The organism is Micromonospora sicca, from assembly GCF_003172935.1.
Lineage (GTDB): Bacteria > Actinomycetota > Actinomycetes > Mycobacteriales > Micromonosporaceae > Micromonospora > Micromonospora sicca.
Genome location: NZ_QGKS01000144.1, coordinates 1 through 21009, shown reverse-complemented (window position 1 = coordinate 21009; position 21009 = coordinate 1). Strand labels below are relative to the sequence as shown.

19 protein-coding genes are annotated in these 21009 nt (G+C 73.6%); 13 read left to right on the top strand and 6 right to left on the bottom strand.

Annotated features, from left to right (window positions below):
• Positions 1 to 300 precede the first annotated feature (300 nt).
• Together DKT69_RS06980 and DKT69_RS06975 are read left to right on the top strand one after the other, a co-directional pair.
• On the top strand, positions 301 to 1698 hold the full coding sequence (locus DKT69_RS06980; RefSeq protein WP_109800755.1) for a hypothetical protein: 1398 nt from the start codon (positions 301 to 303) through the stop codon (positions 1696 to 1698).
• A 265-nt stretch (positions 1699 to 1963) separates the two neighbouring features.
• A complete protein-coding gene (locus DKT69_RS06975) occupies positions 1964 to 3103 on the top strand; it encodes a SigB/SigF/SigG family RNA polymerase sigma factor (protein WP_109800751.1) in 1140 nt (379 codons plus the stop codon).
• A gap of 68 nt (positions 3104 to 3171) precedes the next feature.
• Here DKT69_RS06975 and ctaD read toward each other — a convergent pair whose 3' ends face one another.
• From ctaD to DKT69_RS06950, 5 genes are all read right to left on the bottom strand, one after another.
• Positions 3172 to 5178, bottom strand: coding sequence for an aa3-type cytochrome oxidase subunit I (gene ctaD, locus DKT69_RS06970; RefSeq protein ID WP_109800750.1), 2007 nt, complete (start codon positions 5176 to 5178; stop codon positions 3172 to 3174).
• Between the two features lie 84 nt (positions 5179 to 5262).
• Entirely contained in the window at positions 5263 to 5994 is a 732-nt protein-coding gene (locus DKT69_RS06965) for an ATP-binding protein (protein WP_109800749.1), read from the bottom strand.
• Positions 5995 to 6082: 88 nt separating this feature from the next.
• Positions 6083 to 6535: a DUF4383 domain-containing protein gene (locus DKT69_RS06960; protein WP_109800754.1), complete on the bottom strand. Its 453-nt coding sequence runs from the start codon at positions 6533 to 6535 to the stop codon at positions 6083 to 6085.
• 21 nt (positions 6536 to 6556) lie between these two features.
• Complete coding sequence (locus DKT69_RS06955) at positions 6557 to 7801, bottom strand: glycosyltransferase (RefSeq protein WP_236647376.1); 1245 nt, start codon at positions 7799 to 7801, stop codon at positions 6557 to 6559.
• Positions 7802 to 7931: 130 nt separating this feature from the next.
• Positions 7932 to 8912, bottom strand: a complete 981-nt coding sequence (locus DKT69_RS06950; protein ID WP_236647377.1) for a glucosyl-3-phosphoglycerate synthase — start codon at positions 8910 to 8912, stop codon at positions 7932 to 7934.
• Between the two features lie 251 nt (positions 8913 to 9163).
• On the opposite strand from DKT69_RS06950, the gene DKT69_RS06945 reads away from it, so the two are divergent.
• The 6 genes from DKT69_RS06945 to DKT69_RS06920 all read left to right on the top strand — a co-directional run bounded on the left by DKT69_RS06945 (position 9164) and on the right by DKT69_RS06920 (position 16121).
• Positions 9164 to 10195 (top strand): Gfo/Idh/MocA family protein, encoded by a 1032-nt coding sequence (locus DKT69_RS06945; RefSeq protein WP_109800747.1) that lies wholly within the window; start codon positions 9164 to 9166, stop codon positions 10193 to 10195.
• Positions 10188 to 11276: a zinc-binding dehydrogenase gene (locus DKT69_RS06940; protein WP_109800746.1), complete on the top strand. Its 1089-nt coding sequence runs from the start codon at positions 10188 to 10190 to the stop codon at positions 11274 to 11276. Before DKT69_RS06945 ends, DKT69_RS06940 begins: the two co-directional genes overlap by 8 nt.
• A gap of 210 nt (positions 11277 to 11486) precedes the next feature.
• Complete coding sequence (secA2, locus tag DKT69_RS06935) at positions 11487 to 13781, top strand: accessory Sec system translocase SecA2 (RefSeq protein WP_109800745.1); 2295 nt, start codon at positions 11487 to 11489, stop codon at positions 13779 to 13781.
• Between the two features lie 194 nt (positions 13782 to 13975).
• The gene (locus DKT69_RS06930) at positions 13976 to 14716 is read left to right on the top strand and encodes a GAF and ANTAR domain-containing protein (RefSeq protein WP_109800753.1); all 741 of its coding nucleotides are present in this window, start codon (positions 13976 to 13978) and stop codon (positions 14714 to 14716) included.
• A gap of 77 nt (positions 14717 to 14793) precedes the next feature.
• Positions 14794 to 15294: a DUF2231 domain-containing protein gene (locus tag DKT69_RS06925; protein WP_109800744.1), complete on the top strand. Its 501-nt coding sequence runs from the start codon at positions 14794 to 14796 to the stop codon at positions 15292 to 15294.
• Between the two features lie 68 nt (positions 15295 to 15362).
• Positions 15363 to 16121 carry a class I SAM-dependent methyltransferase gene (locus DKT69_RS06920; RefSeq protein ID WP_109800752.1) on the top strand — a complete coding sequence of 253 codons (759 nt, stop codon included), beginning with the start codon at positions 15363 to 15365 and terminating at the stop codon, positions 16119 to 16121.
• 112 nt (positions 16122 to 16233) lie between these two features.
• Here DKT69_RS06920 and DKT69_RS06915 read toward each other — a convergent pair whose 3' ends face one another.
• Entirely contained in the window at positions 16234 to 17157 is a 924-nt protein-coding gene (locus DKT69_RS06915) for a DUF3500 domain-containing protein (protein WP_109800743.1), read from the bottom strand.
• Between the two features lie 227 nt (positions 17158 to 17384).
• Here DKT69_RS06915 and DKT69_RS06910 point away from each other — a divergent pair, with 227 nt between their 5' ends.
• The 5 genes from DKT69_RS06910 to DKT69_RS06890 form a co-directional block, all read left to right on the top strand.
• Positions 17385 to 17960 carry an IS607 family transposase gene (locus DKT69_RS06910; protein WP_109800742.1) on the top strand — a complete coding sequence of 192 codons (576 nt, stop codon included), beginning with the start codon at positions 17385 to 17387 and terminating at the stop codon, positions 17958 to 17960.
• Entirely contained in the window at positions 17953 to 19569 is a 1617-nt protein-coding gene (locus tag DKT69_RS06905; protein WP_109800741.1) for an IS200/IS605 family element transposase accessory protein TnpB, read from the top strand. The genes DKT69_RS06910 and DKT69_RS06905 overlap by 8 nt, the downstream gene beginning before the upstream one ends.
• 9 nt (positions 19570 to 19578) lie before the next feature.
• Positions 19579 to 19953, top strand: a complete 375-nt coding sequence (locus DKT69_RS06900) for a cupin domain-containing protein (protein ID WP_109800740.1) — start codon at positions 19579 to 19581, stop codon at positions 19951 to 19953.
• A gap of 110 nt (positions 19954 to 20063) precedes the next feature.
• The gene (locus DKT69_RS06895) at positions 20064 to 20516 is read left to right on the top strand and encodes a cysteine dioxygenase (protein ID WP_109800739.1); all 453 of its coding nucleotides are present in this window, start codon (positions 20064 to 20066) and stop codon (positions 20514 to 20516) included.
• 62 nt (positions 20517 to 20578) lie between these two features.
• The coding region (locus DKT69_RS06890; protein WP_109800738.1) for a rhodanese-like domain-containing protein at positions 20579 to 21009 on the top strand (431 nt) is incomplete at its 3' end.

Sequence of the window (21009 nt, the reverse complement as noted above, 5' to 3'; positions counted from 1 at the left end):
GGGAGGGGAGAGGGGGCAGGGTCATGGTCGCCGCCGGGTGGTCGGCTCGTTCTCGTGCATGGGCGGGGAGGTGGCGGTTCGGGTGTGGCGGAAACCCCGTGCGGCAGGTTTTGCGCCGGCGGGCGTGGAACCCGGCGACACGACGCGGCTGGGTTCCGTGCGTCCGGACCGCCCCGCCGCCGCGCACCCGAGGATTGATCCTCCCCGTGGGGGGATGCCCCGTTTAGACCGCATAGGGACGGGAAGCCGGGCCGCGTGGTGAGCGAACGAGGCAAGGTGGGGCCGGGGCCGGAGGTGCAGATGGGGCTCACGGCGGAGGGTGCCGGGCTGGCCGGTGACCGGGTCGTGGCGGCGGGCAGCACCGCCCGGATCCTGGTCGCGGCGACCGCGCGGGCGCTGCGCGGCGCCGACTGCGGCGACCTCGGGCACCCCAGCCCGCTGTCCCGCTTCACCGGCGCCCCGGAGCCGGTCCGCCGGGCCGCGGCGGCCCGGGCCGCCGGACGGGTCGCCCTCACCCCCGCGCAGACCGCCGAGGTGGACGCCGAGCGCGTGGCGCGGTGGATGGTGGACCAGTATCCGCGGCGCCGCTACCCGGGGGTGGTGCTCGGCTCGGCGCACGGTGCGGCCGCGCACCTGGCGGTGGCGCTGGGCGTGCCCTGGCTGCCGGCCGCCTTCGAGCTGACCGCGCACTGGACGCACGGCGCGGTCGACCGGCCGCGGGCCGCCCTCGACCACGGCGCGGCCCTCGCCGCCCGGCTGCTGGCCGGCAACTCGGACGTGCACGTCCGGCAGGTCCACTGTCCCGCCAGCCGGGGCGCCCTCGCCGGCGCCACCGTGACCCTCGCGGTGCGTTGGCGGCGCCTGCCGGCGGCGTACGCGCGGTTCCTGGCCGACCGGCTCGAACCGGGCGCGGCGGTGCTGCTGCTGCGGGACGCCCGGACGTGGCCGGTGCTCGACGAGGGCCGGGGCCACAGCTTCCAGGTCGGCTCCCCGGCCAGCGGCCTGGAGCCGGTGGACTTCCACCCGGATGCGCACGCGCTGCGCCAGGTGCTCCGCTCCGCCGGCGGCGACGGGGCGCACTGGGAGCCCCCGGAGGTGTCCGCCCCGCCGGGGCACGCCGAGCACGGCGTGGAGTCGGGTTTCGAACTCAGCGCCCGGAACTGGGCCGGCCGGCACGGCCATCCGCTGCACCAGGTGCTCTTCCCGCAGCCGGACGCGCTCAGCGCCGCCACGGCCGACCTGTACCGACGGTGGCTGCGGCGGTCCGGCAAGACCGGCGACCGGCTGGTGGTGGAGTGTGGGCGGCTGCTCGACCCCTGGCAGGTGGTCCGGGCCGGCATGGTGCCGTACTGGTGCGAGAACGCGACCCGGCGCCGGGTGGAGGGGGTGGAGTGGTGGCTCGCCGGCAGCGAGCCGTTCAGCTCGGTCGACGTGCTGCCCGAGCCGCCGGGCGTCCGGTCGCCGGCGCTGGCCGGTCTGCCGCAGTGGCTGGCGGTGGCCGCGTTCGGGCGTCGGCGGCGGTCCCTCGACCGGGGGTCCGCGCGCGGCTACCCGGTCAGCTCGGTGCCCACCCGCCGTGCCACGGAGGTGTTGCGCAACCAGCCGTACGACCTGCCGGTCCCGCCGCCGCTGCGCCTCGCCGAGGCGGTCGACCTGCTCCGGGACACCGGCGCCCACCAGGGATTGCTGGTCTCCTGACCGGATTCGACCGGTGGGCCGGCGGACCGGTCCACCCCGACCGGCACCAACCCTGGCGAAACATCCTCGCGAACTCGCGGTCCGTGATTGAGTACCTACGGAGCGGGAACACCGCTCGCTGCGACGGCCGATGAGGCCGTGTGGCGAGCTGTCGTCGCTCCTGGCGTGCCAGTCACGTAACCCACTTCCGGCCCGGTGCGTGGCCCGACCACGCGCATGACCGGTTTCCCAATCCGGGCGGGGGACCTTCCTGAGGGAGGCGCGGATGTTCGGACAGACCACCACGACCACACCACCACCCACCGATCGGGGCCTGGAGGACCTCGACGCGGCGGCGCTGGCGTACGCGGCACGGATCGAAGGCCTGCCGCCGGAGCGGCGGCAGGAGGCACGGGACGACCTGGTCCGCTTCGCGCTGCCGTTCGCCGGGCGGCTGGCCCGCCGCTACCGGGGTCGGGGGGAACCGCTGGAGGACCTGGAGCAGGTGGCCCGTCTGGGCCTGGTCAACGCCGTCGACCGGTACGACCCGGAACGGGGATCCTTCACCGCGTACGCGGCGATCACCATCGTCGGTGAGATCAAACGGCACTTCCGGGACCGCACCTGGGGTGTGCACGTGCCCCGCCGGCTGCGCGACCTGATCCTGGAGGTGGGGCAGGCGACGGCGGCGCTGACCAGCGAGCTGTCCCGGGCGCCCACGGTCGCCGAACTGGCCCAACGGCTGGAGACGCCGGAGGAGGAGATCCTCGCCGCGCTGGAGTCGGCGGCCGGCTACAGCCCGGCCTCGCTCAACGCCCCGGTCGGCGGGGAGAGTTCCGCCGAGTTCGGCGACCTGGTCGGCGAGTCGGACAACGCGCTGGAGTCCGTGGACGACCGGGTGACCGTCAGCGGGCTGCTGCACGCGCTGCCCTGGCGGGAGCGGCGGATCCTCGCCATGCGCTTCTACGGCAACCAGACCCAGGCGGAGATCGCGGCCCGGTTCGGCATCTCCCAGATGCACGTCTCCCGGCTGCTGTCCCGGGCGCTGACCTGGCTGCGCCAGGCGATGCTCGCCGACGCCCCGCCGCCGTGGCAGAACGGGGCCGCCGAGTCGGCGGAGCCGGCGAAGACGAGGATCTCGGTGCGGCAGAACGGCGACCGGGTGGTCGTCGAGGTCGGCGGCGACGTCGACCGGGACGGCGCGGACCAGTTGCGCCGGGCGATGTTGGAGGCGGTGACCGGGCAGCCCCGCGAGGTGGTGGTGGACCTGGTCGGCGCGGGCGGCGTCGACGCGGGTGGCATCGCCGCGCTGATGGCCGGCCGGGATGCGGCAGCCCGGACCGGGGTGCCGCTGCGGCTGGCCCGGGTGCAGCCCGCGGTACGCCGTTCGCTCGCCGCCGCCGGCCTGCCAGCTGCCGGCGACTGAACCTGGCCGGTACGGGACGAGGAAGGGGGCCGGCGCTCGTGGCGTCGGCCCCCTTCTTTTCGTGACGCTCAGCGCTCGGGGTTGTCCTCGTGCCCGTGCGGGTGCCGCCACCGCTCGCTCTCCGGTGGCCGGGGCTCCGCGCCCGGCTCGACCTCCTCCTCGGGCACGTCGTACTCCTCGAAGCTCGGCCGGCGGATCTGCTCCGGCTCCGGCACCACCACCGGCCGCGCCCCGGACTGCGGCGCGGGATGGTGCTCGACGGCCTCGCGGGCGCCGTGCGCCCCCTCGGCGGCCGGCGACTCGGGCACGCGCGGCTCGAGGTGCAGCTCCTCGGCGAAGTGCTGCGGCGGCTTGGTGGTGCGCTGCGGCAGGTCCCGGCCCAGGTCGGCGACGAGTTTGCCGTACTTGGCGTCGAAGGCGGGGCGCTCGGAGCGGATCCGGGGCATCCGGTCGAAGTTGCGCAGCGGGGGCGGGCAGGTGGTGGCCCACTCCAGGGAGTTGCCGAAGCCCCAGGGGTCGTCGACGGAGACCATCGTGCCGTACCGCCAGGACTTCCAGACGTTGTAGATGAAAAACAGCGTGGACGCCCCCAGGATGAACGCCCCGATGCTGGAGATCGCGTTGAGCGTGTCGAACCCGTCGGTGGGCAGGTAGTCGGCGTACCGCCGGGGCATGCCCTCGCTGCCCAGCCAGTGCTGGACCAGGAAGGTCATGTGGAAGCCGACGAACATCGTCCAGAAGTGCGCCTTGCCCAGGCGTTCGTCGAGCAGCCGCCCGGTCATCTTGGGGAACCAGAAATAGGCCCCGCCGAAGGCGGCGAAGACGATCGTGCCGAAGAGCACGTAGTGGAAGTGCGCCACGACGAAGTAGGTGTCGGTGGTGTGGAAGTCCGCCGGCGGGCTGGCCAGCAGCACTCCGGTCAGGCCGCCGAGCAGGAAGGTGGTCAGGAAGCCGATGGCGAAGAGCATCGGCGTCTCGAAGGTGAGCTGTCCCTTCCACATGGTGCCGATCCAGTTGAAGAACTTCACCCCGGTCGGCACCGCGATGAGGTAGCTCAGGATGCTGAAGAACGGCAGCAGCACCTGGCCGGTGCCGAACATGTGGTGCGCCCACACGGTCATCGACAGCACGGTGATCGCGATGGTGGCGAGCACGATACCGGTGTAGCCGAAGATCGGCTTGCGGGCGAACACCGGGATGATCTCGGAGATGATGCCGAAGAACGGCAGCGCCACGATGTACACCTCGGGGTGGCCGAAGAACCAGAACATGTGCTGCCAGAGCATCGGCCCGCCGGTGGTCGGATCGAAGACGTGTGAGTGCAGGATCCGGTCGGAGGCGAGGGCGAAGAGCGCGGCGGCCAGCAGCGGGAAGACGAAGATCACCAGGACGCTGGTGAGCAGCAGGTTCCAGGTGAAGATCGGCATCCGGAACATGGTCATCCCGGGGGCGCGGAGGGTGACGATGGTGGTGATCATGTTGACCGCGCCGAGGATCGTGCCCAGCCCGGAGAGGGCCAGCCCGACCACCCACATGTTTCCGCCGACCCCCGGGCTGTGCTGGGCGGTGCTCAGGGGCGTGTACGCGAACCAGCCGAAGTCCGCCGCGCCAGCCGGGGTGAAGAAGCTGGCCATGAGTATCGACCCGCCGAACAGATACAGCCAGTACGCCAAGGCGTTCAGCCGGGGGAACGAGACGTCCGGGGCGCCGATCTGGAGCGGGACGATGTAGTTGCCGAAGGCGAACACCAGCGGGGTGGCGAAGAACAGCAGCATGATCGTGCCGTGCATGGTGAACGCCTGGTTGTACTGCTCGGGGGAGAGGAACTGCATGCCCGGTCGGGCCAGCTCGGCCCGCACCAGCAGCGCCAGCACCCCGCCGATCAGGAAGAAGATGAACGACGTCGCCAGGTACAGCAGGCCGATCAGCTTGGCGTCGGTCGTACCCAGGACCTTGAGCAGCGTGTTGCCCCTGATCGCGGTCCGGACGGGGCCGGGATAGCCGCCGAACCGGGCGGGCGCGAGGATCGCCGGCCCCCGGTCTCGGGCCGGCTCCGTGACTACCCGTTTGGGCATATCTCTCACCCCGTCGTGACGACAGTAAGGACGGGCACGTACCCGGCCTTCTGCCATAAAACCAGGCGAGAGCGGAAAATTAGGTCAGTTCGCCGGTAGCATCGCCCAGACGACCTTGCCGTCACCGGCCGGCGCGCTGCCCCAGCGCTGGGTCAGCTCGCGGACCAGCAGCAGCCCGCGGCCCCCCTCCGCCCGCGGGTCCTGACCGGTCGTGGCCCGCGCCGCGGCCCGGCTGCCGTCCGTCACGGCCAGGCGGAGGTACGGCCGCCGCAGGGTCAGCGTCACCTGCATCGGCGTGCCGGCGTGTCGGACCACGTTGCCCACCAGCTCGGTCAGCACCAGCGATGCCGGGCCGATCAGCTCGGGGATGTTCCACCGCCCGCAGGCGTCGGTGACCAGCTCCCGGGCCCGTCGGCAGGCGCCGGCGACGGGCTCCAGGCGGGCCCGCAGCCGCGGCGCCGCCCACCCGCCCGCCAGCGCGGTGGCCTCCGCGCAGTCCGGCCGGACCGGCACCACCCGGCAGGCGGTCGTCTCGGCGAGCCAGACCGCCGCGTCCGGCGGCGGTGCGCAGAGCACGATCGGTACGGCGGGCCAGTCGGCGGCCCGGCGGGCGGCCGCGGCGAAGACGGAGAGCGCCAGCCGGTCGGCGACGCCGACCTCGGACAGGTCGACCACCAGGGCGTCCGGCTGGGCGGTGAGGCAGCGGTCCAGCACCGTGTGCACCGCGCGCATGGTCGCCAGGTCGAGCGCGCCCGCAAGCCGGACGAGGGTGACCGGCGACTCGTCGCGGACCTCGCAGCTGATCCGGCTCGGCATCGTTCCTCGATTCCGTCTCGTCGCGGACCTGGGAACTACCCGTCGCCCAGCCGGGTCAAACCGGACCAGCCGCCCACCGGGGCCCCGCTCAGCGGCGTTTCCCACCACGCGTGGTGAGTAGGCCGAGGGCGATCATGCCGATCCCGAGGAAGATGTGCAGCCAGTTGTCGGCCCCGTTGAGCGGGACGAAGTTCGCGCCGCTGGATTGGTCCACCACCAGGCCGTACAGCCACAGCACCAAATAGATGGCGCCGCCGCCGAGCAGGTACGCCCGGGCAGCGGAGACGGTCCGGGACAGCGCCAGGCCGGCGATGCCGAACAGCAGGTGCACGATGTTGTGCAGCACCGAGACCTGGAACAGGCCGAGCAGCTTCGCGTCCGACTCGTGTCCGGCGAAGCCCAGGTCGCCGAAGTTGCTGGTGATCCCCGGTATGAAGCCGAGCACCCCGACGATCAGGAAGACCACGCCCGCCGCGGCCGCGGCCCGGCGTACCGGGGCGCGGCCGTCGGCCGGGTTGCGTCGGCCCCGGGAGTGGGCCATCGAGTTCGTCACGACGTTTCCTCACCTGGAACGGACGGCGGGCTTTCCCGTTCCGGCCGGCGACAAACGCCGGCCCGGCCACCACCCGTCGGTGCGGCCGGGCCGGTACGGGCGCTCCGGCAGCAGGGGGCGGGCGGCGAGCTGGCGGACCCGCTCGTACAGCCCGACGTACTGCTCGGCCATCATCGCCGGGGTGAACCGGGCGGCGGCCTCCCGGCGGCACTCGGCCGGATCCAGCAGGCCGGCGGCCAGCACCAGGTCGCCCAGCTCCTCCTCGTCGGTGGTGAGCAGTCCGGTGCGCCCGTGCTCGATCAGCTCGGGCAGGCAGCCGCGGGCGGTGGAGACCACCGGCGTACCCAGGGCGAGGGACTCGACCACGGCGGTGCCGCCGGGCTCCTCCCAGCGCAGCGGGAAGAGCGCGGCCCGGGCGCTCGCGAGCAGGTCGTCGCGCTCCTGGCCGGCGACCGTGCCGACCCAGCGGACGAGGTCGCCGTCGACGTGCGGGGCGACGTGGTCGTAGAAGAACCGCACGTCCGGGTTCTGCCGGGCCTCGTCGCCCGCCGCGGCCAGGTCCTCCGGCCGGTGGTACGGCCCGACCGGGCCGGCCAGGACCAGCGGGAAGCCCACCTGCCGGGCCAGCCGGGCGCCCAGGTCCTGGCCCTTGCCCGGGTTGATCCGACCCAGGATGATCACGTGGTCGCCCTTGTCCACCGGGGGCCGCCGGTCCGCGTCGACGGCGAGCGGGGTGGACAGGTGCACGTGCCCCACCGAATGGTCGCGCAGCGCCTGCGGGGCGCGGGCCAGCTGCGAGGCGGAGACGCCGTTGACCCGGACCCGGTCACCGCCGTCCAGGTTGCCGTACAGCTCCGGGTGCTTCGCCAGGTCCCAGTGCAGGGTGTGCAGCGCCGGCGGGGCGTCCGGGCCCATCGCGGCCATGGTGGCCAGCCCGACCGCCTCCACGTGGTCGTGCACCAGGTCGATGTCGTCGCGGGCGTGCAGCGCGCGCACCACCCCGCTGAGGTGCGCCTGGGAGACCCCGCAGACCTGGTTGTACGGCCGCTGCAGGGCGTGGAACTGGCCGTCCGGGAAGACCGAGATCTTCTCGTCGACCGGCAGGGTGCTGGTCTCCACCGAGGCCAGCACCACCCGGACGCCGAGCCGGCGCAGCTCGGGCACCAGGGTCGCCACCACGTTCTCGATCCCGCCGTAGCCGGGGGGCGGCACGGACAACCAGGGACCGGCGTTCATCAGGACGGTGAGACTCATCGTGTCGGGTTCCTTCCGTCGGCGGCGCCCCCGTCGGCCCTCCGCGTGCCAGCGACCGGCCCCACGGACCGGCCGTCACCGCTGCGCGCCGGTCGCCGGGACCGGCCGTCGCCACCGTCGCCCGGTGGCCTCACGCCGCCACCCGCCGCCGCGGCACCCGGTGCCGCAGCTGCGCCAGCGGCGGACGCTCCTCGATCGAGACGTCGCTCACCACGATCTCGCGGTCCAGATTGGGCAGCGCCTCGGAGCCGCCGCGCCGGAACTGGGTGAGCAGGGCGGCGGGGGTGGTGCCCGGGCCGGCCCAGCCCCGGCGCTGCAGGCGCGACCAGGCGGTCAGCATGATCTGGGCAGACATCCGGCCCAACGCCGCGGTGTCCTGGTGGCGGTGCTTGCGCTCACCGAGGTCCACCTGCGCCAATGCGTCCAGGCCGACCAGCTCCAGCAGGTCGATCAGCATCGCCGTCTCCACGCCGTAGCCCGAGACGAACGGCACCTGCTCCAGCACCTCCCGGCGGCCCGCGTACTCGCCGGCGAGGGGCTGCACGAAGCCAGCCAGCTCCGGCCAGAAGAGGTTGAGCAGCGGCCGGGCCATCAGCTCGGTCACCCGGCCGCCGCCGTCGGCCTCCACGCCGGTCGCGCCGACCAGCGGGCGGTGGTAGAAGCCCTTGACGAAGTCGACCGACGGGTCGGTCAGCAGCGGGCCGATCAGGCCCGTGACGAAGTGCGGCCGGAACTCGCGCAGGTCGGCGTCGACGAAGGCGACCACGTCGCCCTCGGCGGCGGCCAGCCCGGCCCAGAGCGCGTCGCCCTTGCCGGTCAGCTGGGGCAGCCCCCGGGTCATCGCGTCCTGGCTGACCACCTCGGCCCCGGCGGCCCGGGCCACCTGGGCGGTCCGGTCGGTCGACCGGGAGTCGACCACGATCAGCTCGTCGACCAGGGGAAGCCGGTCCATCAGGTGTTCGCGGATCGTCGACACGATCGCGCCCACCGTGGCCTCCTCGTTGCGGGCCGGCAGCACCACGCTGACCCGGCTGCAACCCTTGGCCCGCAGCAGGCGTCGGGCCGGCCAGTCGCCGGCCGACGTCGTTCGATAGGTGGCCCAGGCCTCCACTACCGGTGAGACGATCTGTTCTGTATCCCGCACAGGCACACCCCCAGGTCGTGGCGGAAACGCGGGAACTGGATTTCCCAGTACCGACCCCGCGCTAACCGGATCATGCCTACCAGCCTGATCACGCCCCGGACACCGGCCGGTTCCCGCCGGGTGAACGTCTGATTGCGCCGCCCGCCGGGTTTGGTGGGGTGCCGGCAGGGGGAGAGCTGTCCGGGTAGTCGGGAAACCGTGGCGAGAGGGTCTGTGGGATGCGCGTGTGCCGGGTGGGACTGGTAGGGGGCGGCGGGGTGGCGCAACGCCACGCCCGCGTCTTGACCGGCTTCGAGGACGTGGAACTGCTCGGGGTGACCGACGTGGCCCGGGACGCGGCGGAGGCGCTGGCCGGGACGCACGGTGCCCGGGCCTTCGCCGACGTGGACGAGCTGCTCGCCGCCGGCCCGGACGCCGTGTACGTCTGCGTGCCGCCGTTCGCGCACGGGCCGGTCGAGGAGGCGGTGATCGCCGCCGGCGTGCCGATGTTCGTGGAGAAGCCGGTCGCGGTGGACCTGGAGACCGCGGAGCGGATCGCCGCCCTGGTCGAGCGGCGGCAGCTGCTGACCGCGGTCGGCCACCACTGGCGTTACCTGCACGTGGTCGAGCAGGCCCGGGAACTGCTCGCCGACCGCCCGGTGCGGATGGTCAACGGCTCCTGGCTGGACAAGGTGCCGCCGGTGGCCTGGTGGGCCCGGCGGGACCGCTCCGGCGGCCCGGTGGTGGAGCAGGCAGCGCACGTGCTCGACCTGATCCGCGCGCTGGTCGGTGAGGCCACCGAGGTGACCGCGTACGGCGACGGAGCCCCGCCGCCGGTCGACGGCGCCGACATCGACTCGGTCACCGCCGCGACGCTGCGGTTCGAGGGCGGTGCCGTCGGCACGCTCGCCGCGGCGTGCGTGCTGGGCTGGAAGCACCGGGCCGGCGTGGAGATCCTCGCCGACGGGCTGGCGCTGTCGCTGGCCGAGGACGGCCTGACCGTCTGCGACGGGGACGGCGAGCGGCACCTGCCCGCCGACCCGGACGGCGCCCGGGCGGCCGTCGACCGGGCCTTCGTCGACGCCGTGCGGGGGGTCGGCGACGACGTCCGCGTCCCGTACGCGGAGGCGCTGCGCACCCAGCGGCTGGCCCTCGCGGTGGCCGAGTCCGCCCGGACGGGGCGGAGCGTGTCGCTGCCCACCGGGCCGGCCGCGCGGCCCCGGACGGCGGTGGCGGACGCCACGCCGGCGGGGGTGACCGTCGATGCGTGACAAGGTCGTGGTGGTCAGCGCCCCCGGGCGGGTGGAACTGGTCGAGCAGGACGCCGCCGAGCTGCGGGACGGCACGTTCCGGGTGGAGACGCTGCACAGCGGCGTCTCCGCCGGCACCGAACTGAGCTACGTCAAGGGCACCAACCCCTACCTCAACGTCACCTGGAACGCCGACCTCGGCCTGTTCCAGCCCGGGGAGGCGAGCACGCCGTACCCGGTGAACCGGCTCGGTTACATGCAGGTGGGCCGGGTGGTGGAGAGCCGCACCCCGGCGATCGGGGTCGGGACCGTGGGCGCCATGACCTACGGGCACCGCACCGGGTACGTCGCCGACCCGGTCGCCGAACGCTTCGTGCCGCTGCCGGAGGACCTGGACCCGCTGCTCGGCATCTACGTCGCGCACATGGGCCCGATCTGCGCCAACGGCCTGCTGCACGCCGCCGCCGACCTCTGCGGCACCGACGTGCGCTCGCTCGGCGACGGCGTCCGCGGCCGCCGGGTCGCGGTCGTCGGCAGCGGCGTCGTCGCCCTGCTCACCGCGCTGCTCGCCCGGCGGCACGGCGCCGCCTCGGTGGTGGTGCTGGACCCGACGCCGCAGCGGCGCGAGGTGGCCGAGGCGCTCGGCCTGGAGACCCTCGACCCGGAGGCCGCCGACCCGGCGGTGGTGCTCAAGACCCGGTGGAACCACTCCGCCGGCGACCGCGGCGCCGACGTGGTGTTCCAGTGCCGGGGCCAGGCCTGGGCGCTGCACCTCGCGCTGCGTCTGCTGCGCCCCCAGGGCACGATCATCGACCTGGCCTTCTACCAGGCGGGTGCGGACGAGGTCCGGCTCGGCGAGGAGTTCCATCACAACGGCCTGTCGCTGCGCTGCGCGCAGATCGGGCGGGTGCCGCGCGGGCTCACCCCCACCTGGGACCGGGAGCGGCTCTCCGCGGAGACCATCGAGCTGCTCCGGCAGTACGGCGACCTGATCCGCAAGCACCTCGTCTCGGCGGTGGTGCCGTTCGAGGAGGCGCCGGCGTTGCTGACCGACCTGGCCGAGCGCCGCCGCTCCGAGCTCCAGGTGGTGCTGACACCCTGAGCCGACCGGATCCGGCCGGTGCGAGCGCCCCGGCCGATCCGCCGTCACCGGGTGGGCCTACGCGTAGCCGTCCCGCGGGAACAAACAGCTCGTCAGCTGACCCCCGGCAAAGGCCCCGAGCTGGGCGGATGGCCCCGAATCCGGACACCGGCACGACCGGGGGAGCGCCGGGCCGCACAATCGGGTTCGGTTCGCGTACCGTTGCCGCTCATGGGTGTGTCGCAACGGTTGAAGACCAGGTTCCGGCGGTTTCTCCAGCGGCCGGGTACGACGGTCGAGCTGGCCCCGCTGGAGAAGCTGCTCCCGGCCGTCGAGGCGCGCGAGGAGGAGCTGCAGGGGCTCGACGACGCCGAGCTGACCGAGGCCGCCGGCGCCGCCACCGGGTACGAGGAGATCTGCGCGATCGGCCGGGAGGCCGCCCGCCGCGGCCTCGACCAGCGGCCGTACGACGTGCAGCTGCTGGGCGCGATGGCGCTGCTCTCCGGCAAGGTCGCCGAGATGGCCACCGGTGAGGGCAAGACGCTCACCGCCACCATCGCCGCGTACGGGCACGTGCGGATGGGCAACGGCCCGGTCCACGTGCTCACCGTCAACGACTACCTGGCCCGCCGCGACGCCGAGTGGATGAGCCCGGTCTACGCCCTGCTCGGGCTCACCGTCGGCTGGGTCAACGAGGCCTCCACCCCCGAGGAGCGGCGCGCCGCGTACGCCTGCGACGTCACCTACGTCTCGGTCAGCGAGGCCGGCTTCGACTACCTGCGCGACCAGCTCGTCACCGACATCGCCGACCGGGTCCAGCAGCCGCTGCGGACCGCCATCGTCGACGAGGCCGACTCGATCCTGATCGACGAGGCCCGGGTGCCGATGGTCCTCGCCGGCGCGGTCCCCGGCGAGCAGGACCCGGTGCACGCCGCCGCCGCGCTGGTGCGCGGGCTGCGCAGGGGCAAGCACTACACCGCCGCCGAGGACGGCCGCAGCGTCGCCTTCACCGCGGTCGGCCTGGCCACCGTCGAGGCCAAGCTCGGCGGCATCGACCTGTACGACGAGGAGCACGTCGGGCAGCTCTCCGCGGTGAATGTGGCGCTGCACGCGCACGCCCTGCTGCACCGCGACGTCGACTACATCGTCCGGGACGGCTCGGTCGAGCTGATCGACGAGATGCGCGGCCGGGTCGCCCAGCGCCGCCGCTGGCCGGACGGGCTCCAGGCCGCGGTGGAGGCGAAGGAGGGTCTGGACGCGACCGCCGAGGGTGAGGTGCTGGGCACCATCGCCGTGCAGGCGTACATCGCGCTCTACCCGACGGTCTGCGGGATGACCGCGACCGCGGTGCTCGTCGGCGACCAGCTACGGGAGTTCTTCGGCCTCGAGGTGGCGGTGATCCCGCCGAACACGCCGTGCGTCCGCGAGGACGAGCCGGACCGGATCTACGCCACCCGGGCCGAGAAGGAGGAGGCGCTGATCGACGAGATCAAGCGCTGCCACGAGCAGGGCCGGCCGGTGCTGGTCGGCACCCTGGACGTGAAGGAGTCCGAGGGGCTGGCCGCCGGGCTGCACGCCGCGGGGGTGCCCTGCGTGGTGCTCAACGCCAAGAACGACGACGAGGAGGCGGCGATCATCGCCGAGGCCGGCGCGTACGGCGCGGTGACCGTCTCCACCCAGATGGCCGGCCGGGGCGTCGACATCCGGCTCGGCGGCAGCGACCAGACCGACCAGGAGCGGGTGGCCGAGCTGGGCGGCCTGTACGTGATCGGCAGCGGCCGGCACGACAGCCGCCGGGTCGACGACCAGCTGCGCGGTCGGGCCGGCCGGCAGGGCGACCCGGGCGGCTCGGTCTTCTTCGTCAGCCTGGAGGACGACCTGGTGGTCCGGCACGCCGGCGACGCCATCCCGGCCTCGCCGCGGATGAACGCCGACGGCCTGGTCACCGACCCGCAGGTGGACTACGCGGTGGAGCATGCCCAGCGGGTCGCCGAGGGGGTCAACCACGAGATCCACCGCAACACCTGGCGCTACAGCGTGGTGATCGAGCAGCAGCGTAAGGCCCTCGCCGAGCGGCGCGAGCGGCTGCTCACCAGCGACATCGCCGCGTTGATGCTGCTGGAGCGGGTGCCGGAGAAGGCTGGCGAGATGGACGAGGACCTGCTCGCCGACGCGGCCCGGTCGATCGCCCTGTACCACCTGGACCGGCTCTGGGCCGACCACCTGGCCGAGCTCTCCGAGGTCCGGGAGGGCGTGCACCTGCGGGCGCTGGGCCGGCTGGACCCGCTCGACGAGTTCCACCGCAGCGCCGTGCCCGCGTTCAACGCGCTGATCCCCGAGATCGAGACGCGGACCATCGCCACCTTCGAGGAGACCGAGTTCGACGAGGGCTGGGAGCCGGACGCCTCGAAGCTGGTCCGGCCCACCGCCACCTGGACGTACCTGGTGCACGACAACCCGTTCGGCTCGGAGCTGGACCGGTTGATCGCCTCCGTCGGGCGACGGCTCATCTCCGGTTCCCGCTGACCGTCACAGGGGTCCCTTCCGGCGCGCTGGTCGCGCGGAAGGGACCCCTTTGCACGGTTTCGATCCTGATTTGGGAGGGTAGTAGCCCGAGGCTTTCAAGCCAGGGAGAGGCAGCAGCGGGGATGACACAAGGCAATGGCACCGGACGGGGACACCGCGTGGTCGTACGCGCCGGGGGCGGGGACCGCGAGCCGGTGAACCTGGACACGCGGGAGTCGACCATCGACACGCTGGGCGTGCTGGAGACCGCGGCACTGCTGCGGGAGCTCACCGCCGGCCTGATCGCGGTCACCGACTTCGACGAGGCGCTGGAGCAGCTGGTCCGGATCGCCCGGGACGCCGTACCGGGGGTGGCCTGCTGCGGCTTCACCGCGCTGCGGGCCGGCGAGCCGGCCGGCGTGGCCGCCTCCGACCCCCGGCTGGCCGAGCTGGACGACCTGCGGCACGCCCCCGACTCGCCGGCGATGAGCGCCATCCGCCGCCGCGAGATGATCATCGCGGAGGACCTCACCCGGGAGTCGCGCTGGCCGACCTGGACCACCCGGGCCCGCAACCTGGGCGTATGCGGAGTGATCTCCGCGCCGGTCGATGTCGACGAGCAGGTGATCGGCGCGATCAACCTGTACGCCGAGGCGAGGCCCGGGCTGACCACCCGGCACCAGCTCACCGCGATGCTCCTCGCCGAGCACGCCGGGCTGCTGCTGGCCGCGGTCCGGGACCGGGCCCGGCAGGCGGCGACGGCCGGTCAGCTGGACGCCACCCTGCTGGAGGAGGGGGTCGTCGGGCAGGCCATCGGGGTGATCATGACCCAGCGCGGCTGCCCGGCCCCGGAGGCGCTGGACGTGCTCCGCAGCGCCGCCGCCTCGTTGGACATTCCACTGCGCGAGGTGGCCGAGCGGTTGGTGATCACCGTCTCCCGTCCCCGGGAGAGCTGAACGGCGTTCGTTTCCCCCCGTTGGCGGTCGGGTAGCACTCTGGACTGGCGCACCGCACCGATCCTGGGGAGGAACCGATGGAGAGCCGACTGCGGGTGCAGGGGCACCCCATCCAACCGATGCTGGTGACGTTCGCGTTCGGACTCTTCGTCAGCGCCGCGGTGTTCGACCTGGCCGACGTCGCCGGCGGCCCCGCCTTCCTCGGCGAGGTGGGCTACTGGAGCGCGGTCGCCGCGCTGGTCGCGGCCGCCCTCACCACCGTCGCCGGGATGGTCGACCTGTGGGACGTCCGGGCCGACCGGACCCGCCGTACCGCGATCACCTTCAACCTGGTCAACGCCGCGATGGCGGGGCTGTTCCTGCTCGCCTGCCTGATCCGGGCCCAGTCGCCGGAGCGCGGCGCCACCGGCGTGCTGCTCGCCACGGAGCTGGTCGCCCTGGTCGTCGGGGCGGTGGGGGTCCGGCTGGGCGCCCGGTTGATGCGCCAGTTCGACCGGGGCCGCGTCGAGCCGAGCGGCTTCGAGGCGCTGAGCCCGGTCACCGGCTCCACCGTCGAGATCGTCCGCCCGCCGGCGTGACGCCCCGCCGCGCCGCGCGGCTCGAAAGTTCCTTGCCGGTGCCCGGCCGCCGGCGGCAGGCTCGCCGGGTGGGCGCGGACCGTGACTTCGAAGAGCTGATCGCCGAGGGGGCCGGCGTGCCGGTCGACGGCTGGGACTTCTCCTGGCTGGCCGGGCGGGCCACCGAGGAACGCCCGCCGTGGGGCTACGCCCGGCTGGTGGGCGCCCGGATGGCCACCGTCGCCGCCGCCCTGGACATCGACACGGGCGGGGGAGAGGTGCTTGCCGAGACGCCCACGCCGCCGCCGCTGCTGGTCGCCACCGAGGCCTGGCCGCCGAACGTCGAGGTCGCCCGCCGTACGCTGCGCCGGGTCGGCGCCACCGTGGTCCGGGTGGCCGAGACGCCCCCGCTGCCGTTCCGGGACGGCTCGTTCGACCTGGTGACCAGCCGACACCCGGTGGACACCTGGTGGGACGAGATCGCCCGGGTGCTCCGCCCCGGTGGGAGTTACCTGTCCCAGCAGATCGGCGCGGGCACGGTCCGCGAGCTGAGCGAGGCGATCCTCGGCCCGCTGCCGCGGCCGGCCAGCCGGCACCCCGAGCAGGCGGTCGCCGCCGCCCGGGCCGCCGGGCTGGAGGTCGTCGACCTGCGTACGGCCACCCTGCGGACGGTCTTCCACGACATCGCCGCCGTGGTGTACTTCCTGCGCAAGGTGATCTGGACCGTGCCCGGCTTCACGGTCGACCGCTACCGCGACGAGCTGCGCCGCCTGCACGACCGCATCCGCGCCGAGGGCCCCTTCGTCGCCCACGCCCAGCGCTTCCTCATCGACGCCCGCCACCCCTGACGGCCCCCGCCCGCGCGACTCGCGGTGATCATGAAGCTGTTGTCCCCGCACCCGCGTGTCGCGACCACAACTTCATGATCACCGGGCGGGCCGGCCGCCCGGAACGAGTGGGTCAGTGGGCGGCGGCGTGGTGGGCGGCGAGGACGTCGGCGCCGAAGTCGCTGGCCGGGCGGCGCAGGACGGTGTGCGCGTGGTTGCCGTCGTCGGTGGTGTTGTCGTACTCGATCAGCAGGTCGTCGCCCTGGACGCGGTAGTAGTGCCGCTGCCCCGGCCGGGTCGGGCCGGCCCACGCGAAGTGCAGCTCCCCGCCGTCGAGCCGGCCGGCCTCCCGGGCGGCCAGTTCCGGCGGGAGGCGGTCGAGGTAGAGGGCGACGAGCTGGTCGAGCAGCGCCCGGCCGGTCGGCGTGAGCCGGTTCCGGGGCACCCCGAGCGGGTCGAGCCGGCCGGGGGCGCTGGGCCGGGTGGCGCTGATGATGTCGGTGGGCGCCTCGTCGGCGACGATCGCCGCGGCCCGGCCCGCCGGCCCGAGCGCGTCCAGCAGCTCCCGGGCCAGGTCCTCCTCGGGTCCCAGCGGCCGGGAGACCGGCCGGCCGGCGTGCCGGACCGTGGCTGGGTTGGCGCCGAAGAAGAGCGGGGCGGGGGAGACCTGGTCGGCGACCACCGTCATGCTCACCGAGAGGTGGTGTCCCTCGATCCGCCAGCCCCACCGGTCGTCGGCGGCCGGGTCGCCGAAGAGGGCCACCCAGTAGTCGCCGCTGTGCCGGCCGCGCCGCCAGCCCTCCGCCCGGTCGAGCACCTCCTCCAGGGCGATGATCGCCATCGCCTGCGCGTACGCCGGCGGGCTCAGCGCGGTGGCCAGCAGCCGGTGCGCCGCCTTGCGGGCCGCGACGTCGAGGTCGGCGAGGGGCACGCCGGGTCGGGGCCGGGGCCGGTACTCCAGCCACCGCCGGGCCGGCTCGTCGTCGAAGGCGTGGCCGGCGCGCTGCCGGCCCGCCTCGTCGAGCGCCGCCAGCAGGTCGCCGGCCGCGGTGCGCATCTGCTCGGGTACGGGATCCTCCACCGACCCTGTATACCGCCCCGACGGACGGCCCGTCCGGCGCGTGGTCAGCTCCGGCCGAGCGCGGCCAGCATTTCCGGCAGCTGACCCCGACCGGCCGCGCCTGGTAGCTTGCCAGCCCGGCGGGCGGGAGGGGTCGCGACCAGCTGACCAGCGACCGTGCATGAGTGTGCACGGAGTGACTCTAGTTGCGGTATGATGCTCCTGTGAATTTGACGGAGTGGGCACGTGCGCAAGGGATCAGTGCCCACACGGCGTACCGCTGGTTCCGTCAGGGCACCTTGCCGGTCCCGGCTCAGCGGGTCGGCCCCCGCATGATTCTGGTGAATGTGGACGCCAACAGTGCGCCGACCGCCACGGGTGGCCTCGGTCTGTACGCCCGGGTGTCGTCCCACGACCAGGAGACCGATCTGGAGCGCCAGGTCGCCCGACTGTCGCAGTGGGCGGCCATGGCTGGCCACCGGGTGGTGCGCGTGGAGTCCGAGATCGGCTCGGGTGTGAACGGCGCCCGGTCGAAGGCCCGGCGGCTGCTGGCCGACCCGGGCGTGACCACGGTCGTGGTCGAGCACAAGGATCGGCTGGGTCGCATGAACGTCGAGCTGGTCGAGGCGGCGCTGGCCGCCCACGGTCGCCGGCTGGTGGTGCTGGACGAGGGGGAGGTCGACAACGACCTGGTCCGCGACATGGTCGAGGTGCTGACGTCGTTCTGCGCCAGGCTGTACGGCCGCCGGTCGGCCCGCAACCGGGCCGAGAAGGCGTTGGAGGCCGCCGAGCATGGCTGACCTGCGTTCGATCGAGGAGCCGTTCGTCGCCCTCGGTCCGACCGGGGTCGCTATCCACGATCGCCTCAAGGGCCTCACGGCGGGAGACGAGGAGATCCTGCGTCTGGTGGGTGCACACCTGGGCTCGCTTGCAGCGAAGGACCTCAAGGTGCGGTGTGCCGACCGACTGGAGCACTCCACGGACAGGTGGGCGGCGCGCAAGCGGGAGCTGACGCCGGGGTCGTCGGCCCGGTGGGCGGGGGCGATCACGAAGGCCACGCACGACCAGTGGGCGCTGGCCCGAAGGTGCCAGCTAGCACACATCGGCAACCTCGAAGCCGAGGTGGCGACGATTCGACATCGACTGTCCCTGCCGGTGGGGCAGCGCGGCGTCAAGGGCGTACCGGGCGGCTACCGCAGTCGGCAGGAGTGGTTCGCCAAGAGCCGTCGCCTGCACGTGCTGATGGAGCGGCTGGGGCGGGAGCGGGCCAACCGTGAGGCCGGGGTCGTGCACGTGGCGCGCGGCGGGAAGCGCCTCGCCCGCAACCGCCACAACCTGGCCCAGGCTGGACTGACCGAGGCGCAGTGGCGCGAGCGGTGGACAGCGCAGCGTTGGTTCCTTCAGGCCGACGGGGAGTCGGGTAAGCGGTACGGCAACGAGACGATCCGCGTCACTGCGGACGGCGAGGTGTCGATCAGGCTGCCCGCACCGTTGGTTGGACTGGCGAACGCCCCCCACGGCCGGTATGCCCTGGCAGCGAAGGTGCGGTTCCCCCACCGCGGTTCCGAGTGGGTCGACCGTATCGAGGCCAACCGGGCGGTCGCTTACCGCATTCATTTCGACCCGCAGCGGCAGCGCTGGTACATCACCGCGTCCTGGCAGCACGCGCCCACTAGGACGGTCCCACTGGAGGCCGCGCTGGCCACCGGCGCGATCGGGGTGGACACCAATGCTGACCACATCGCCGCCTGGCGGCTCGACGCCCACGGCAACCCCGTCGGCAACCCGCGCCGGTTCCATTACGACCTGTCCGGCACCGCCGACCACCGTGACGCCCAGCTGCGTCACGCCCTGACGCGGCTGCTCAACTGGGCGAAGGTCTGCGGCGTGGAAGCTGTGGCCATCGAGGACTTGGACTTCGAGGCGGAGAAAACCCGGGAGAAGCACGGCCGGCGCAAGCGGTTCCGTGGCCTCATATCCGGGATGCCCGTCAGCAGGCTGCGCGCCCGGCTCACCTCGATGGCCGAAGCAACCGGCGTCGCGGTCGTCGCGGTCGACCCGGCATACACCTCCAAGTGGGGCGCCCAGCACTGGCAGAAGCCCCTGATCAGCAAAAAGCGAAAGACGACCCGCCACGACGCTGCCGCCGTGGCGATAGGACGACGCGCTCAGGGTCACCCGATTCGGCGTCGGACGGCACCGCCCCCTGCTCACCGGAGTGATGGGCTGGGGCATCGGACCGTCCAGGCCGGATCGGGCGTCCCTGAGCGTGAGGGAACCCGCCCCCGTAATTCCGGACCGCGGACACGATCCGTGCGCGCCGGATACGGAGCGAACGCGGGGGACCAGCGTGCCCAAGACCGTTCGGGACACGCGGCTGAACACGCGCAACTTGTGCTCAGTTCCTAGGAACGGTGGATGGACGATTCGGTGTACGTCGGCAACGCGGACCTGGACGGGGCGACCGACGCCGGCTGGCTGCTCGGCCACTTCAAGCCGCCGGGGGACGTCCGGCACAGCACGGAGGTCGAGGTGAAGTGGGGTGTGCACCCGGCGGGGGAGGCCCGGTCCCGGTGGGCGACCGGAGAGCGCCGCACCGCGCTGCTGGTGCTGATCAGCGGTCGGTTCCGGGTGGAGCTGCCGGACCGCACGGTGGTGCTCGGCAAGCCCGGCGACTACGTGGTGTGGGGCCGGGGTGTCGACCATTGCTGGTACGCGGAGCGGGAGTCGGTGGTGCTGACGGTGCGCTGGCCGTCCGTGCCGGGCTACCGGGTGGACCCGCCGATGATCTGACCTGGCGCCGTCGCTGTCCCAGCATCCGGTATTGCCTACTAAACCCATAGGGTTTGCCTTCTATCGTGGAGGGGCACGCGCCGCTCCGCACCCGTGAGGACGACCCGCCCATGACCAGCGCACCCCCCGCCGACCTGCTCGCCGTCGCCGCCCGGTACGCGGATCCCCCCGCTTGGCCGGTCCCGCTGCGCTTCGACCGGGCGCAACGGTGGTACGCACGGCTCGCGGCCGGGCCGGACCACGAGGTCTGGGCGTTGAGCTGGCTGCCCGGGCAGGGCACGGATCTGCACGACCACGGCGGCTCCTCCGGCGCCTTCCTGGTCGTCGCCGGCACCCTCACCGAGGAGACGGTCAGCGGCGGTCGGCTGCGCCCGCACCGGCTGGCCGCGGGCACTGGCCGGCGCTTCGGCGCCCGACACGTGCACGTCGTGACCAACCGGGGCGACCAGCCGGCGGTCAGCGTGCACGTCTACCGGCCCACACTGCGCCGGATGACCCGCTACCGGCTCCTCGACGGGCAGCTCCTGATCGGGGACGTGGCCGAGGCCGGGGTGGCGTGGTGAGCCGGCCAGGCGCGCGACCGCAGCCACCCGCAGACCCGACATCCGCCTGGAAGGACGCGACGATGCCGCACACCCAGACCCGCACCGACAGCTGTCCGGTCCCGCCGCCCGGCTCCCGCGGCATCGACGAGGTCCTCGCCGCCGCCCGCGCCCGGCTGCGCCGGCTCGACCCCGAGCAGGCGCACCTCGCGTACCGGTCCGGGGCGCTGCTGGTCGACATCCGGCCGGCGGGCCAACGCGCCGCGCACGGCACCGTCCCCGGTGCCCTCGCCGTGGAACGCAACGTGCTCGAGTGGCGGTTCGACCCGCGCTGTCCGGCCCGGCTGCCCCAGGCCGTCGACTACGACGTGCCGATGGTGATCCTCTGCCAGGAGGGCTACACCTCCTCGCTGGCCGCCGCCGCCCTGCAGGATCTGGGCCTGCACCGGGCCACCGACGTGGTCGGCGGATTCGCCGCCTGGCGCATCGCCGGGCTGCCCACCCTCGGCCCCAC